The organism is Methylobacterium sp., from assembly GCF_019750675.1.
Lineage (GTDB): Bacteria > Pseudomonadota > Alphaproteobacteria > Rhizobiales > Beijerinckiaceae > Methylobacterium.
Map to the genome: position 1 here is coordinate 1 of NZ_JAIEOF010000421.1, position 15096 is coordinate 15096.

The window sequence follows — 15096 nt, forward strand, 5'->3', positions numbered from 1 at the left end:
TGCTCGGCCCAGGTCGCGAAGGTGGCGTCGAGGCGCGCGCCGGCCGGCATGAACGGCACGCCCTGCCGCGTGCACCAGGCCCGCAGGGCGGCCTTGCCGGCCTCGGCGGCCGTGCGCAGCCCCTTCTCGATGGCCGCGATGGTGGTGTCGTCCACCGGCACCAGGCTCGCCATGCCGGCCAGGACCTCCTGAGGCCCGGGGGCCATGAAGCCCACCGCGATATGGGCGTGCAGGCGGCGGCTGAGGCGGAGCGTGGCGTCGAGCCGCCGCGTGGCCTCGATGCCGGGCGCCGTTGGGACGAGGAGGCAGCGCAGGAACATGGGGTCCCTCCCGGATCAGCGCTCCAGGCTCTTGAGGTAGGCGATCAGGGCCTCGGCTTCGTCCGCGTCGAAGCGAAATTCCGGCATGCTCGGATGGCCCGTGCGGATCCCTTCGGCCAGGGCCTCGCCGAGATCCTCGACGGGGTACCGGGTGTGGAGCTCGCGGAACGGCGGCGCCGCGCGCAAGGGGCTCGCCCCGGTGCGCCCGACGGCATGGCATCGGGCGCAGTTGGTCCGGGCGATGGTCGCGCCCTGCTGCTCCTGCCGGTCCCAGGCCGTCGCCGCGCCGGTGGCGAGGGATACCGAGAGCAGGATCCCGGTGGCGAAGGGAGCCGTGGCGCGCATCAGTGGCTCATCAGGCAGCAGAGGGTGGTCCCCTGCAGGATGTCGCGGGTGACCCCGCCGAAGATCCACTCGCGCAGCCGGCTGTGCCCATAGGCACCCATCACGATGAGGTCGGCGCCTTCGCGTTGCGCGAACCGCAGCAGTTCCTCGCCCGCGCCGATCGCGGGGCTGGGCAGCAGATGGGTGGTCACGTTCGCGCCATGCCCGACCAGGTAGGTCGCCACGTCCTCCGCCCCCTCCTCGTGCGCGCCGGGACCCAGCGCCACGACATGGACCGCATCGGCCCGGCTCAGGAACGGCAGGGCGTCCTGAACTGCCCGGCGCGCCTCGCGGGTGTCCTTCCAGGCCACGACGACCCGGCGCGCGGCGAGGCGCTCGATGCCCGGCGGCGCGACGATCACCGGTCGGCCGACCTCCATCAGGAGCGCACCGGCGGAGACGGCCAGGAGGCCGGGATCGCCATCGGCCGGTCCGTGCCGACCCACGACGACCACGTCGGCGGCGCGCGCCTGGGCGACGAGGTAGGCTGTGGGCTCGCTGAGCGCGGCACGCCAGGCCGTCTGGATGCCGCGGTCGGCCGCGCGCTCGAACAGGGCCCGGGCCTCGGCGAGCTGCTCCCGCGCACGCCGGTCCTCGATCTCGTAGATGCGTTCGGCCTCCCGGATGTCGTTGACGGCGATGAGGGCGGGAACCTGGCGCGCGGCGACGCCGGTCAGCGTCGCCTCGAAGCGCTCGGCGACACTGGCGGCCAGCTGGACCCGGTCGGCCGCCGCCGCGCCGAGATCCAGCGACACGATCACGTTCGAAATCTTCATCTCCGCCTCCCGAGCGCCGGACGTCCGGTCCGAGGCCGCATCCTGGCGCGCGTTCGTGCCCGGCGACCTTGATCCACCTCAAGCCTCACCGCGTTGTCGGCGGCACCCGCTTGCCCGAGCCGGTGTCGCGGCCGCCACGATCGTGTCAGCGCCCTGCGACCCGTCGCACAGGCGCGCCTCAAGGGACCTCGGCCCCGAGCCGAACCCCGCATCCGCCACCGATCGGACGATCCTGAGCAACGCGGCGATGTCCATCGGACGATGCGGCGGCTGATCGTCCGGCAGGCCCTGCCCTTCGCCGTCGACGGCTGCCTTGCGCCGCCTGGACAGCTTGGCCTGCAGCCAGCGCGGCAGGGGACGTCCGGGTTTGAGCCGGGCCATGCGCCGACCCCGATCCTCGACAGCCATTCGGCGTCTCTCATGCGCTTAAATTTTCGGGGGTTGGAAGCGTCCGCAACGACGGGTGCCGGAGCGGGCGGCTCCGTCACCAGGCGAGCTTGAGGCGGTCGTCGACGGCATGGACGCCCGGGATCGACCAGGCGGCGCGCTCGGCGAGCTGCCGCTCCCGCCACAGGTCGACGCATCCGTCGAGGATCACGGTGTCTCCCTCGACCCGCACGGTGATCGTGTCGGGGTCGCGGGCCGTTCGTTTCAAGGCCGCCAGCACCTTCGCCTTCACGTCGCGCGACCGCACAGGCGGCTTCACCGCAAGCAGGTTCAGCACCTCCCGGACGCCCGCGAGCTTCGCGACGGCGGACTGCGCCGCTGCCCGCTGGTAGTACCAGGGTACGCAGCCATCGAGGGTGACGCGGCCATCCTCGACCTTGCCCTTGACGGCACCGTCCGGGACCTGGACGTTCCAGGCCAGGACCTTCACGACGCGGGCGGCGAGTTCCTCGTCGCCGGTTTTCTGGTCGGCGGGATAGCGGACCTCGATCTCCTCGACGACGGCCCGGACCCCACGGACCCGCTGCAAGATCCGCTCGGCGGCGATCTTCTCCGCGTAGGTGGCGACGTGGCCGGACAACGTCACGATACCGTCCCGAACGGCCACGCCGATATGGGCCGCGTCCACCTTCGGATCGAACTCCAGTTCCGCCAGCACGTGCTGACGCAGGGTCCTGTCGTCCATCGTCCGTCTCCGGTTCGCGTCTACGCAGGGGTTCCGAGCACGAGCAACAGCAGCAGAGTGGTCACGACCGAGGCGACGGCCGCGAGACCGAGGGCCTGCAGGCTGCCGATGCTGCGGTAGCGGTAGACGTCCGTCACGAGCCCGGGGACCATGCCGTCGCGCGGTGACCGCTCGCGCACCGGGACCCGCACGCGGCTCACCGTCTCGACGTAGGTGGATCGAAGCACCAGGGTCATCGCAGGCTCCCGTCGTTGTTGACGGGGGCAGTGTCGAGCGAGGGCCCGGATGTCGCCTTGAGATGGATCAAGGTCGTCCCGCACCGGCTGCGCAGGTCGGGCTCCGCTGGTCCGCGTCCTAGCTGTCGATGCGCACCGGCCGGTCGCGCCGGACGGGTTTCGCCGCGTGACGGCGGCGCCCGGGCAGCCGCAGATGCGCCAGATAGGGATAGAGCGCGGGCAGGACCACCAGCGTCAGGAGGGTGGCGGTGACGAGGCCGCCGATCACCACCGTGGCCAGGGGCCGCTGCACCTCGGCGCCGGCACTCGTCGAGAGCGCCATCGGCAGGAAGCCCAGGGTCGCCACCAGGGCGGTCATCAGCACGGGGCGCAGGCGCATCTCGGCGGCGCGGGTCGCCGCCTCGCGCGGGTCGAGGCCGAGGCGCTCGAGGTCGCGGATGTAGCTCGTCAGCACCACCCCGTTCAGGATGGCGATGCCGAAGGTGGCGATGAAGCCGATGGCCGCCGAGATCGAGAACGGCAGGTCGCGCAGGTACAGGGCGACGATGCCCCCCGTGGCGGCCACCGGCACGTTGAGGAAGATCAGACCGGCGAGGCGGATGTCGCCGAACATCACCACGAGCAGCACCAGGATCGCCCCCATCGCGGCCGGCACGACCACCGAGAGCCGGGCCGTGGCCTCCTGCAGGTTCTGGAACTGGCCGCTCCATTGCAGGGCGTAGCGCGGCGGCAGGCTGACTTCCGCCTTCACCGCCGCCTGCGCGTCGCGCACGAAGCTCTGCACGTCGCGGCCGCGCACGTTGGCCTGGACCGAGATCCTGCGCTGGAGGCGTTCCCGGCTGATCTGGGCCGGACCTGTCGCCACCTCCACCGAGGCGACCAGGGACAGGGGCACGAGGGCCTTGCCGCTGCGCCCCACGGGCAGGTCGCGGATGCGCGCGATGTCGCCGCGGTCCCCCGGCCGCAGCCGGACCACGATGTCGGTGATGGAATTGTCCTCGCCGTAGATCATCCCGGCGCTGCGGCCGCCGATGCTCTCGACCACGTCGAGGATGTCGCCGACGTTGACGCCGTAGCGGGCGGCCGCCGCCCGGTCGACCTGGACCGAGAGGGCGGGCATGCCGGCCTGCGCCTCGGCCTTCACGTCGGCCGCCCCCGAGACGCCCGAGACCGCCCGCACGATGGCGTCGGCCTTGTCCTTGAGAACCGCGAGGTCGTCGCCGTAGAGGCTGATCGCCACGTCGCCGCGCACGCCCTCCAGGAGGTCGTCCATCCGCATCTGAATCGGTTGCGAGAACGCGTAGGACACCCCCGGCACCTCCGCGCGCAGGCGCTTGTCGAGGGCGGCGACGAGCCCCTCCTGGGTCCGGGCCGTCGTCCAGGTCGCGGGGTCCGTCAGGGTGATGAAGCTGTCGGTGGACTCGACGCCCATCGGATCGGTGGGGATCTCGGCGCTGCCGGTCAGGGAGACGACCCGCTTGACCTCCGGGAAGGTCTTCAGGGTCTGTTCGATGCGGTGCATGACCTTGAGGGAGGCGTCGAGGTTGATGCCCGGCAGCTTCTCCGAGGTGATGACGATAGAGCCCTCCGAGAGCTTGGGCAGGAACTCGCCGCCAAGCCGTGTCGCCAGCCAGCAGCTTCCGGCGAAGACCCCGAGGGTCACCAGGACGGTCAGGCCGGTGCGGCGCTCGGCGAGCCGCAGGACCGGGGTGTAGGCGCCGCGCACCCAGTGGACGAGGCGGGTCTCGCGCTCGCCGATGCCCGGCCCCGCCAGCACGATGGCGGCGAGCGCCGGCATCAGCGTCATCGTCAGGACGAGGGAGCCGGCCAGCGCCAGGATGACGGTGAGCGCCATCGGCCGGAACATCTTGCCGGCGACCCCCTCGAGGGCGAGGACCGGCAGGTAGACCAGGATGATGATCGCCACCGCGAACAGGATCGGACGGGCGACTTCCACCGTCGCCTCCCGGATCACGGTCTCGGCCGGGCGGTCCGGGTGCTCGCCGCGCGCCCGCAGGACGTTCTCGATCATCACCACGGCGCCGTCGACGATGAGCCCGAAGTCGATGGCGCCCAGGCTCATCAGGTTGCCGGAGAGCCCGAACAGCCGCATGCCCGCGAAGGCCATGAGCATCGACAGCGGAATCGCGGCCGCCACCACGAGGCCCGCCCGGAGGTTGCCGAGCAGGAGCAGCAGCACGACGATGACGAGCACCGCCCCTTCCATGAGGTTGTGCGCGACGGTCCGGATGGTCCGCGCCACCAGGGTGCTGCGATCGTAGTACGGCACGATCTCGACGCCCGGGGGTAGTTGGGCCCCCAAATCCGCGATGGTCTGCTTGACCCGCTCGACCACCGCGCTGGCGTTCTCGCCCTGCTGCATCATGGCGATGCCCACGACGGTCTCGCCGGCGGCGTCGTGCGTGACGGCGCCGAGGCGGACCTTGGGCGCCTCGACCACCTCGCCCAGGGTGGCGACCGTCACCGGCACGCCGCCGGGGCCCGTGGTCACAACGATGCCGGCGAGGTCGGCGGTGCCCTTGGCGAGGCCGAGGCCGCGAATGACCTCCTGCTGGTCGTTGTGTTCGAGATAGGCGCCGCCCCGCGCGGCGTTGTTCTCGGCCAGCGCCGTATAGACCTGCCCCATCGTCACGCCGTAGCGGTGGAGGCTCTCGGCGGCGATGCGGACCTCGTATGTCGGCATTTCGCCGCCATAGACGTTCACGTCGGTGATGCCGGGGGTGAGCTTGAGCTTGGGCGCGATGGTCCATTGCAGGATGCGCTTCAGGGCCATCGGGGCGTAGCCCGGCCCGCGGACCTCGAACTGGTAGATCTCGCCGAGGCCCGTCGCCATCGGGCCCATCTCCGGGTCTCCGACGCCGGCCGGCATCGTCGCCTTGGCGAGCGGCAGGCGTTGGAAGACCTGCGCGCGGGCCTCGGTGATCGACAGGGCGTCGTCGAAGGTGACGTAGACGGCCGAGACGCCGTAGCGCGAGGTCGAGCGGATGCCGGTCAGCCCCGGCGCCCCCGCCATGGCGTTCTCGACCGGGAAGCTCACGAGCCGCTCGACCTCCAGGGGGCCGAGGCCCGGCGACAGGGTGAGCACCATCACCTGCTTCGGGGAGATGTCCGGGACCGCGTCGATGGACAGGCCCTCGAGGTTGACGATGCCCCCGATGGCACCGGCCAGCGCCAGGACCAGGACGAGCCAGCGGCGCCGGATGAGAAGGGCGAACCAGGCGTTCATGGGGCGCTCAATCCGTCGAACCGAGGAGCGCGCGCAGCAGGATGGCCTTGAGGCCGAAGCTGCCCAGCGTCGCGACCGTTTCGCCCGCCGCGATGCCGGCCCTGACCTCGACCCAGTCGGTCCGCTGCACGCCGAGCGTCAGCGCCCGTTTCTCGAAGCGGTCCGCGCCGGTGCGCACGAACGCGACGGGGCCGTCCTCGGTCTGCTGGATCGCGGCCGCCGGCACCGTCACCCCCTCGCGCCCGAGATCGGCGGCGATCTCCACGGACACGAACATGTTGGCGCGCAGGCTCCCGTCCGGATTGGCGACTTCGATCCGGGCCGGGGCGGTGTTGGTCATCGGATCGATGGCGGCATTGACCGAGCGCACCCGGCCCTCGAAACCGGGATGGTCCCGGATCGGCGCCTCCACCGTCGCCCGGTCGCCGGCCTTCACGGTGGTGATGTCGCGGCCGTAGAGGTTCGCCAGCACCTGGATCTGCGAGGGGTCGGCCACCGTGAAGGCGTCCCGGTTGGTGTCGACCACCTCGCCCAGGGTGATGCCGGCCGCCGTCACGACCCCGTCGATGGGCGAGACGATGGCGCTGATGCCCGGCGCGTCGCCCTGGGCCGGGGCCAAGCGCTCGTACTGCGCCCGGTAGAGGTCGACCTGGGACTGGGCCGACAGGGTGGCCGCATGCGCCTTCGCGAGGTCGACCTGCCGGCGGTCGACTTCGGCCTGGGCGATTCCGCCCATCTTCACGAGGTCGCTGCCGCGCTTGAGGTTGGTCTCGGCGACCTTCTCGGTGGCCTGCGCCTCCCCGAGGCCGGCTTGCGCCGCGGCCAGTCCGTTCCGGGCGTCGAGGACACCGGCCGCGTCGAGGGTGGCGAGCGTCTGCCCGGCGCGGACGCGGTCGCCGGGCTGCACCGCGAGGCCGAGCACGCGGCCGGATGTCCGGGGCTTCAGGTGGGTCACCCGGCGTTCGTCGAACGCGATGGTCCCGGGCGTCCGCACGGGCAGGACGATCCGCCGGGATGCGGCCTGTCCGAAGGAAAGTCCGAGGCGCCGCTGGCCCTCGGCGTCGAGCCTCACGACATTGTCTTCGACGGGGTCTGTAGGCGTGACGCCTGCAGAGGCCCCGGGTGCTGCCGCATCGGGCGCGCCCGTGGCGAGACCGACGCGGACCAGGATGGGCGCGATCGAGGCCGCGACGATGTCCCGGTACCACCAGCCCGCCAGCCCGAGAACGAGCAGGGCGATGACGCCTCCCGCCAGCCAACGTCGCCGCGCCGCCGAGGGGGCCGGAGGCGGTGCATCCACACCGGACGCTCGACCGGCCGGTTGTCCCCGAACCGCGCCGTGGCCGGCCGTATCCGCCTCGTCGTCCAAAGGCGTGCGTGTCTCCGCAATCAGCAGCACGATTCCGTCCAGCGCTCAGATTAGAGTTATTCTAGAACGTAGGCCGGACGGCTCGGTCCGCCATTAAATTCGGGTTCACACTCGCGGTTTCGCGGCGGGTTTCGCCCCGGTCGCCCCATATGCTGGTGGTGGCCGAGGGCCGGGACGATGGGGAGAAACGGTGGCGAGGCTGCTCCTGATCGAGGACGATGCCGCGACGGCCGAGGAGGTGCTGGGCGACCTTCGCGGGCGCGGGCACGCGGTGGTCTGGGCTTCGACCGGCCCGGACGGCGCGCGGGCGGCGCGCGCGGAATCCTGGAACGCCATCATCCTCGATCGGATGCTGCCCGGCCTCGACGGCCTGACCCTGCTGCGGGACCTGCGCGGCTCGGGCGACCGGACCCCGGCCCTGGTCCTGAGCGCGCTCGGCGATGTCGACGAGCGCATCCGGGGCCTGCGCGCCGGGGGCGACGACTACCTGGGCAAGCCCTTCGTCCTCGGCGAACTGGCGGCCCGGATCGAGGCGCTGCTGCGTCGCCCGACCGACACGCGCGAGACCGTCCTGCGGGTCGGCAGCCTGGAGATCGACCTCATCGCCGGAACCGGACGCCGGGGCGCGCGCGACCTCGACCTGCTGCCCCGCGAACTCAAGCTCCTCGAATATCTGATGCGGCGCCCCGGGCAGGTCGTGACCCGGGCGATGATGTTCGAGGAGGTCTGGAACTACCGCTTCACCCCGAAGTCGAACCTCATCGACGTGCATCTCGGCCGCCTGCGCAGGAAGCTTGAGGTCGGGGGCGAGCCGATCCTCATCCAGAATGTCAGGGGGGAGGGCTTCACCCTGACGCCCGATGCCTAGGTTCGCGCGCTCCATCGCGTTCCGCTGGGCCCTCGGCATCGCCCTGTGGTCGACCCTGCTGTCGCTGCTGCTGTTCGCGTTCGTGTACTGGCAGACCGCCGCCTTCATGCAGGACGAACTCGCCCAGGTCCTGCGCCACGAGGCCCGCTACGTGGCGCGGGACCCCGCCAAGGCGGCGGTCCGGATCGAGACCTGGGTCAGCGAAGACCTGCACAGCGTGCACTTCGCCGGGCTGTTCGGGGTCGATGGGCGCAGGCTCGCGGGCAATCTCGAGGCGCGGCCGGCGGACCTGCCCCTGGACGGCGAGGTCCACCGCATCGGCACGCAGGTCGCCATCGCGGGCCGACGCCTGCACGAGGAACTCTGGTCGGCGGCCCGCTCCCTGGACGACGGCACCGTGGTGGTGGTGGCCCACGACACCGACGAGATCGACCGCGCCAAGGCCACGGTGATCCGGGCGCTCGGCCTCGCCCTCGTCCCGACCCTGGCCTTCTCGATCCTCGGCGGCGTGCTGCTCGCCGGGCGGGCCCGGCGGCGGCTGGCCGCCACCGAGGCGGCGGTCGCCCGCGTGATGCGCGGCGACCTTCGCCAGCGCCTGCCGGTCGGTCAGGCGGGGGACGAGTTCGACCGCCTGGCGCGGAACGTGAACGGGATGCTCGACGAGATCGAGCGCCTGGTGGAGGAGGTGCGCGGCGTCGGCGACGCCGTGGCGCACGACCTGCGGACCCCGCTCACGCGTCTGCGGCTTCGCCTGGAGCGCGGCCGCCAGCAGGCCCGGGACATCGGCGAATTGCGCCAGGCCGTCGACCAGGGCCTGGCCTGGATCGACCAGACCCTCGAGATGGTGACGGCGGTGCTGCGCATCGGCGAGATCGAGCATGGCCGGCGCTGCGCCGCCTTCGGCCCGGTCGACCTGCGGCTGGTGGTGAGCGAGGCGGTGGAACTCTTCGAGCCGCTGGCCGAGGAGAAGGGGGTCGCCCTGGCCCTGGACATCGACGACGCGGTCCCGCCCGTCGCGGGGGACCGCAGCCTGATCTTCGAGGCGGTGTCGAACCTCTTGGACAATGCCGTCAAGTTCACGCCGGCCAGCGGCCGGGTCGGCGTCGCCGTCCTGCGCCGGGATGGCGGGGCCGTGATCGTCGTCGAGGATACGGGCGCGGGGATTCCCGCCGCCGAGCGGGATCAGGTGTTCCGGCGCTTCTACCGGATGGAGCGGGCCCGCCATACCCAGGGCAACGGCCTCGGTCTCGGTCTCGTGGCCGCCATCGCCAAGCTGCACGGATTCTCGCTGACCTTGACCGAGCGGCACGGTGGCGGCTGCCGCTTCGCGGTCTCTTGCCCGGACAGGCAAGGTCCCGCGGCCGAGCCTGAGCGCGCCGTGGCCATCGGGCACCGACCCGAGGGCGGAATCTTCCGACGTCCGGTCCGGTGACCGGGGGCCCGTCCGGCGTCTCTTATCCGGATGGGTCACACACCTCACCGTGCCCCTCTCCCGTAGGAGAGGGGGCGCGGCACGCATGCAAACCGAAGCAACCGACCGGTGACTGAATGGCGGCTCAGGTCGCCAGATTGCTTCGATCGAAGGTTCCGACCCGTGGCGAAGCGCGTCGACGTGTTCGATGGTCCCGCCCGATCCGCGGCGGCCTAGCCGGCGGCGCTGTCGGGCGGGCCGGCGCCGTTTCCGGACTTCGAGACGTCGGGTGAAAAATATCGAATGGCAAGATATCGATCGGTTCGCCCGTATTGATCGAAATCAATGCGGCGACCGAGGTCCATGTGAAGTTGGGGATGCCGTCCTATCAGCGGGATGGCCGCCATCGCCGGCGTCCGGGCCTCTCCATACGGGTGCCGGCGGTGGCGTCAGAGAGGGCCGGTCACCGGATCGCCAGGCGATGCCAAACGGTCGAGAAGAGCCGCCTGCGGATACGACAGACAGACCGCCGGTCCGCTACACGTGCTTCTTCCTGGAACTGAACGGGCATTGGTCAAACGCGAAACACATCTATGCCATCGATGACGTCGAGGCGCTCAGCATCGCGATGCTGCTGGCGGAGAACAGGCCGTTCGAATTGTGGGACGCCTACCGGTTCGTGCACTGGCCGACGGAGGACCTGCATTAGAGCGCCGGGCCGGGCCGGGCGGGCGAGCGTTCGAAACGCAGGCGCCTCGGGCGGCGGGCGCGTGCCCCGGGAGCCGATCGACCCGGTGGTGCGCTTCGCATCAATGGCTCATCAGGCAGCAGACGGGTGCCGTCCGGAGAATCTCGTGGGTCATGCCGCCGAAGACCCATTCCCGCAGGCGTGAGCGGCCGTAGGCCCCCATGACGATGAGGTCGACGTACTCGCGCCGCACGAACCGGACGACGTCCTCGGCCTCGCTGCGCAGCGAGGGTTCGAGGACATGCTGGGTGACGTTGGCGCCGTGTCGCGTCAGGTGGGCCGCCACCGCCTCGGTCCCCTGCGACGCCGCCTCGCGCCCGACCGAAACGAGGTACAGGTGGTCCGCCTGCCGGAGGAAAGGCATCGCGGCCGCCAGCGCCCGGCGGGCCTCGCCGGTATCCTTCCAGGCGACCACGATGCGGTCGGCGCCGAGGTGCTCGACGTTGGGTGGAACGACCAGGACCGGACGACCGACCTCCAGCAGCAACGGGCCGGGCAGCACCGCCATCGCGCCCGGGACACCGTCGGCCGGGGCGTGGCGCCCGACCACCACGAGATCCGCCGCGCGGGCCTCCCGGGCGAGGTTGGCCGTCGGGGCCCCCTCGGTGAACCGCCAATCGGTCCGGAGTGCCTCGCCGGCATGGCGCATGAACAGGTCCCGGGCCCGCGCGGCCTCGTCGCGCGAACGGCGCTCCTCGGCGGCGCGCAGGATGGCGTCCTCCTGCAGGTTCGTGAATGCGGCAGGTCCGGGCGTCGATCGGGCGCCCACGCCCGTCAGGTCCGCCTCGAAGCGCCGGGCGAGGCCGGCGGCGAGGCGGACGCGGTCGGCGCAACCGCGATCCAGGTCCACGGATACCAGGATGTTCGCGTAATCCACGGCCGCCCTCCCAAGTCCGACGATCCGGCGGACGGGAAGGGTGGGGCTTTCCCGGTGCGGGGACCTTGACCCAGCTCAAGGGACGGCCCGCGGGACATGGCCGGGTCGCGCCGACCCTCGGGGCTCGGATGCCGGGGCGGTCATCGGGCCGCCGAGGGCCCGCATGGCGTTGAGGATGACGGCGACGTCGATGGCCTCCTGCAGGAGGGCGCCCCGCAGCGGCGTCAGGAAGCCGAGCGCCGCCGCCACCATGCCGGCGAGCGACAGGCCGAGGCCGACCGTCACGCTCTGGAGCGCGATCGTCCGGGCCCGCCGGGCGATGCGGATGGCCTGCGGCAGGGGCGCGAGGCTGTCGACCAGCAGGACCACGTCCGCCGCCTCGGCCGCCGCGGCCGCGCCCCTGGCGCCGAGCGCGACCCCGAGGTCGGCGGCGGCCAGCGCAGGCGCGTCGTTGACGCCGTCGCCCACCATCATCACCGGTCCGTTCGCCCGTTCGTCGGCCACGATCCGGGTCTTGCCCGCCGGATCGAGATCCGCCTCCAGGACATCGATGGGCAGCCCCTTCACCAGCGCCTGCGCGACGCCGCGCCGGTCCCCGGTCGCGAGCACGATGCGGTCGATGCCGCATCGGCGCAGGTCCGCGAGCGTCCGCCCGCCATCCGTGCGCACCGGGTCCGCGAAGCTCAGGATCGCGGCGGCCCTGCCGTCCACGGCCACCAGAACCGTGGCGGCGACGGCATCCGGGTTCCGGGCGGCCTCCGTGTTCGGGAACGGGATGCCGTGCGCCCGCATCAGGCGGGGGCCGCCGACCCGGACGGGCCGCCCCTCGACGAGGCCCGACACGCCCTCGCCGGGGATTTCGACCACCCGCGTCGGCTGCGTCAGCGCGAGGCCGCGGGCGAGGGCCGCGTCGACCAGCGCACGGGCCGTCGGATGGCCGGAGGCCTGGTCGAGGGAGGCCGCCAGCCGCAGGGCGTCCGGCTCCCCGACCGGACCGAGGATCTCCACGGCGGTCAGCCGTGCCGTCCCGTGCGTGAGGGTCCCGGTCTTGTCGACCACCAGCACGCGCACCCGCGCCAGGGCTTCCAGGGCGCCGCCGCCCTTGATGATCACGCCGATGCCGGCCGCCCGCGAGAGGCCGGAGATCAAGGCTACCGGTACCGCGAGGATGAGCGGACAGGGCGTGGCGACGACCAGCACCGCGAGGGCCCGCAGGGGATCGCCCGTGGCCGTCCAGGCGCCCCCGGCCAGCAGCAGCGTCAGGCCGAGGAAGGCGAGACCGTAGCGGTCGGCCAGACGCGCCATCGGCGCCTTCTGGGTTCGGGCGGCCTCGACGAGCCGGACGATGCCCGCATAGGTGCTCTCGGCGGCCCGGCGCTCGGCCAGGAGCGTGAAGGGCGCCCCGACATTGAGCGTGCCGCTCAGCACGGCCGCGTTCGCCTCGAACGTGACCGGCACCGCCTCGCCGGTGAGCGTCGCCTGATCGAGAACGGCGCGGCCCGCGGCGACGCGGCCGTCGACCGGCAGCACGTCGCCGACGCGCACGAGGATGCGGTCGCCCGGGGCCAGCGCCGCGATGGGGACTTCCGTCACCGAGCCGTGCGCCTCGCGAAGGGCCGAGCGCGGCTGGCGAGCGAGCAGCGCCGTCATCGCCCGCTCCGCCCGTCCGGAGGCGTAGGCCTCCAGCGATTGGCCACCGGCGTACATCAGGGCGATGACGACGCCGGCGAGCGGCTGCGACAGGGCGAGCGCACCCCCCATCGCCAGCAGGGCGACGAGGTCGAGCCCGACATCGCCGCGCGCCAGGCTGGTGGCGACCTGATGCGCGAGGATGGCGAGGATCGCCAGGGTCGGAAGCGTCCACGCCCAAACCGCGAAATCCGGACGGCCGAGCGCCTGGGCCGCCAGTCCGGCGCAGAGGCCGACCAGGGGCAACACCGGCAGCCCTCCGCGCAAGCGCTGCAGGCCTCCGACGCCCACCGGCTGTCCCGCCTCCCCTGGGTCCGTCGCCGCCGTCGTCATCCTCGGGGTCGCTTCCGGCTGTTACCGGCATTGACGTGCGCGCGTGCCGCCCGGAGAGCCATGCGCTAGATCAATGCGTCAGCGGGCAAGCCCTCGCTGTGCGTGTGGCGGCAACCTCCACGCGGGCGGCCGGACGCTTCCGGCGCTCCGCGCTCCCTCGTCTGAAAGGAGAGCGTTGGGGCGAGGTGTGGTCCATCACCGGAAGGGTCACGCAGCCGTCCCTTTCCCAGACGAGCGGGACCCGCGCCAGAACCCACACGATTCAGCCGGAAACTGTCTCAGCCAGCGCCCCTCGGGCCGGCGCGAGGTGGCCGGCGATCGTGGCGGCGAGGCCGACCGAGGCGTCGCGGATGTCGGGCACGGCGATGCACTCCCAGAGGATTCCGCGCAGGAGCGGGCCCATCGCCCAGAGAGGCGCGTCGGTGCCGCGCAGCCGCCCTTCCGGCGTCGCGTCGAGGCCGAGGCCGAACGGCCCGGGCCGGACGAGGCCGCGGGCCAGCAGGTTGCGCACCAGGGGGTCCCGCGTCTCCGCGAAGCGGCTGAACCCCGTCGCGTCGAGGATGGTCTGGACCGCGAACGCGTGGGCGTCGCCGCCCCCGCGCGGCTGGATCGTGACCACGGCCCCGTCCGCGTCGTCCGCGACGGCGCGGATGCGCCCGGCCCGGAGGACCAGAGTGCCGCGCGCGATCTCCTGCGCGATGGCATCGGCGGCCGGCGGGGCCGTGCGGTGGCGGTGGACGTCCCAGTATGGGCGCAGGTGGCGCAGGAAGCGCGCCTGCTCGGCCCGGGGCAGACCCGTCCAGAGTTCGTCCGTGATGGGGCGCAGGGCGTCGATCACGCTGCGCCAGTCGGTGCCGGCCCGGTGCGCGGCGGCGATCTCGGCCCGGCCCCAGGCGAGGAGCTTCCGGACCGAGGCACGGGTCGCCGCGTCGAAGCACGGGCGCGGCCCGGCCGGCACCGGCGCGTGCGGTTTCGGCACGAGGCCCCGGCGGGACACGGCGACGATGCGCCCGCCGAAGCCCTGGCGGCGCAGGGTCGCGACCGCGTCCATCATGGTCAGGCCTGTGCCGACGATGAGTACGTCGCGGGCGGGATCGAGGTCGGTGAGCGCCCCGGCGTCCCAGGGATCGCGCTGGTGTCGGCTCTGCGCGGCGACGGGGCCGGGCAGGTTGCCCATGGCGAGGATCGCGGCCGAGACGGGACGGCGCGTCCCGTCCGCCGCGTGGGCGACGAGGCCGCCCGCGCGGGGCTCCAGGTCGCAGAGATTCCCGCGCACGACGCGCAGGCGCGCGCCGGCCCCCGCCTCCAGGCGGGCGAGGTGCTCGGAGAGGTAGCGCCCGTAGAGCCCCCGCGCCGCGAAGGTGCCGGCCGGCGTGCCGCGGATGCCGGCGCGCTCGGCCGCGTCGAACGCCGTGCGGGCGAGCCAGTCCGCGAAGTCCTGCGGCCGCTCGGGATCGGCGCTCATCTGCGTCGCCCGCAGGTTGAGCAGGTGGTCCGGGTTCGGGGTTCCGTAGGCGAGGCCCCGGCCGGGTGGATGGGCGCGCTCGTAGAGCAGCACCGAACGGTCGGGCGGCAGCGCGCGCAGCAACTGCGTCGCCGCCATCAGCCCGCTGAAGCCGCCCCCCACCACCAGGACGGGATCGGGCCCCTCGATCGCTGTCATCGCGTGTGCTCCATGTCCGGTGGATCCTGATCTGGCGCGTCGT

Annotated in this window: 13 protein-coding genes and 1 pseudogene; 3 read left to right on the top strand and 11 right to left on the bottom strand. The window is 72.6% G+C overall.

Annotation, left to right across the window (positions count from 1 at the left end; translation table 11 throughout):
- From K2X24_RS22210 to K2X24_RS22245, 8 genes and pseudogenes are all read right to left on the bottom strand, one after another.
- Positions 1-320, bottom strand: a pseudogene (locus tag K2X24_RS22210) (universal stress protein); the annotation flags it as partial.
- A 15-nt stretch (positions 321-335) separates the two neighbouring features.
- Entirely contained in the window at positions 336-665 is a 330-nt protein-coding gene (locus K2X24_RS22215; RefSeq protein WP_292501195.1) for a cytochrome c, read from the bottom strand.
- Complete coding sequence (locus K2X24_RS22220; protein WP_292501197.1) at positions 665-1480, bottom strand: universal stress protein; 816 nt, start codon at positions 1478-1480, stop codon at positions 665-667. The genes K2X24_RS22215 and K2X24_RS22220 overlap by 1 nt, the downstream gene beginning before the upstream one ends.
- A 78-nt stretch (positions 1481-1558) precedes the next feature.
- Positions 1559-1861 (bottom strand): hypothetical protein, encoded by a 303-nt coding sequence (locus K2X24_RS22225; protein ID WP_292501199.1) that lies wholly within the window; start codon positions 1859-1861, stop codon positions 1559-1561.
- Between the two features lie 103 nt (positions 1862-1964).
- The gene (locus K2X24_RS22230) at positions 1965-2612 is read right to left on the bottom strand and encodes a BON domain-containing protein (RefSeq protein WP_292501201.1); all 648 of its coding nucleotides are present in this window, start codon (positions 2610-2612) and stop codon (positions 1965-1967) included.
- Between the two features lie 20 nt (positions 2613-2632).
- Positions 2633-2848, bottom strand: a complete 216-nt coding sequence (locus tag K2X24_RS22235) for a hypothetical protein (RefSeq protein WP_292501203.1) — start codon at positions 2846-2848, stop codon at positions 2633-2635.
- 118 nt (positions 2849-2966) lie between these two features.
- The gene (locus tag K2X24_RS22240; protein WP_292501204.1) at positions 2967-6095 is read right to left on the bottom strand and encodes a CusA/CzcA family heavy metal efflux RND transporter; all 3129 of its coding nucleotides are present in this window, start codon (positions 6093-6095) and stop codon (positions 2967-2969) included.
- A 7-nt stretch (positions 6096-6102) separates the two neighbouring features.
- A complete protein-coding gene (locus tag K2X24_RS22245; protein WP_292501206.1) occupies positions 6103-7395 on the bottom strand; it encodes an efflux RND transporter periplasmic adaptor subunit in 1293 nt (430 codons plus the stop codon).
- A 259-nt stretch (positions 7396-7654) separates the two neighbouring features.
- Between K2X24_RS22245 and K2X24_RS22250 the strand changes: the two genes are divergently transcribed.
- The 3 genes from K2X24_RS22250 to K2X24_RS22260 all read left to right on the top strand — a co-directional run bounded on the left by K2X24_RS22250 (position 7655) and on the right by K2X24_RS22260 (position 10452).
- Positions 7655-8332: a response regulator transcription factor gene (locus K2X24_RS22250; protein WP_238275251.1), complete on the top strand. Its 678-nt coding sequence runs from the start codon at positions 7655-7657 to the stop codon at positions 8330-8332.
- The gene (locus K2X24_RS22255) at positions 8325-9764 is read left to right on the top strand and encodes an ATP-binding protein (RefSeq protein WP_292501208.1); all 1440 of its coding nucleotides are present in this window, start codon (positions 8325-8327) and stop codon (positions 9762-9764) included. Before K2X24_RS22250 ends, K2X24_RS22255 begins: the two co-directional genes overlap by 8 nt.
- Positions 9765-10224: 460 nt before the next feature.
- Positions 10225-10452, top strand: coding sequence for a hypothetical protein (locus K2X24_RS22260; RefSeq protein WP_292501210.1), 228 nt, complete (start codon positions 10225-10227; stop codon positions 10450-10452).
- 100 nt (positions 10453-10552) lie between these two features.
- Here the strand turns inward: K2X24_RS22260 and K2X24_RS22265 are convergent, their stop codons facing one another.
- The 3 genes from K2X24_RS22265 to K2X24_RS22275 all read right to left on the bottom strand — a co-directional run bounded on the left by K2X24_RS22265 (position 10553) and on the right by K2X24_RS22275 (position 15053).
- Entirely contained in the window at positions 10553-11368 is an 816-nt protein-coding gene (locus K2X24_RS22265) for a universal stress protein (RefSeq protein WP_292501212.1), read from the bottom strand.
- Between the two features lie 75 nt (positions 11369-11443).
- Positions 11444-13390, bottom strand: coding sequence for a heavy metal translocating P-type ATPase (locus K2X24_RS22270; protein ID WP_292501214.1), 1947 nt, complete (start codon positions 13388-13390; stop codon positions 11444-11446).
- Between the two features lie 262 nt (positions 13391-13652).
- A complete protein-coding gene (locus tag K2X24_RS22275; RefSeq protein WP_292501215.1) occupies positions 13653-15053 on the bottom strand; it encodes an FAD/NAD(P)-binding protein in 1401 nt (466 codons plus the stop codon).
- Positions 15054-15096 lie beyond the last annotated feature (43 nt).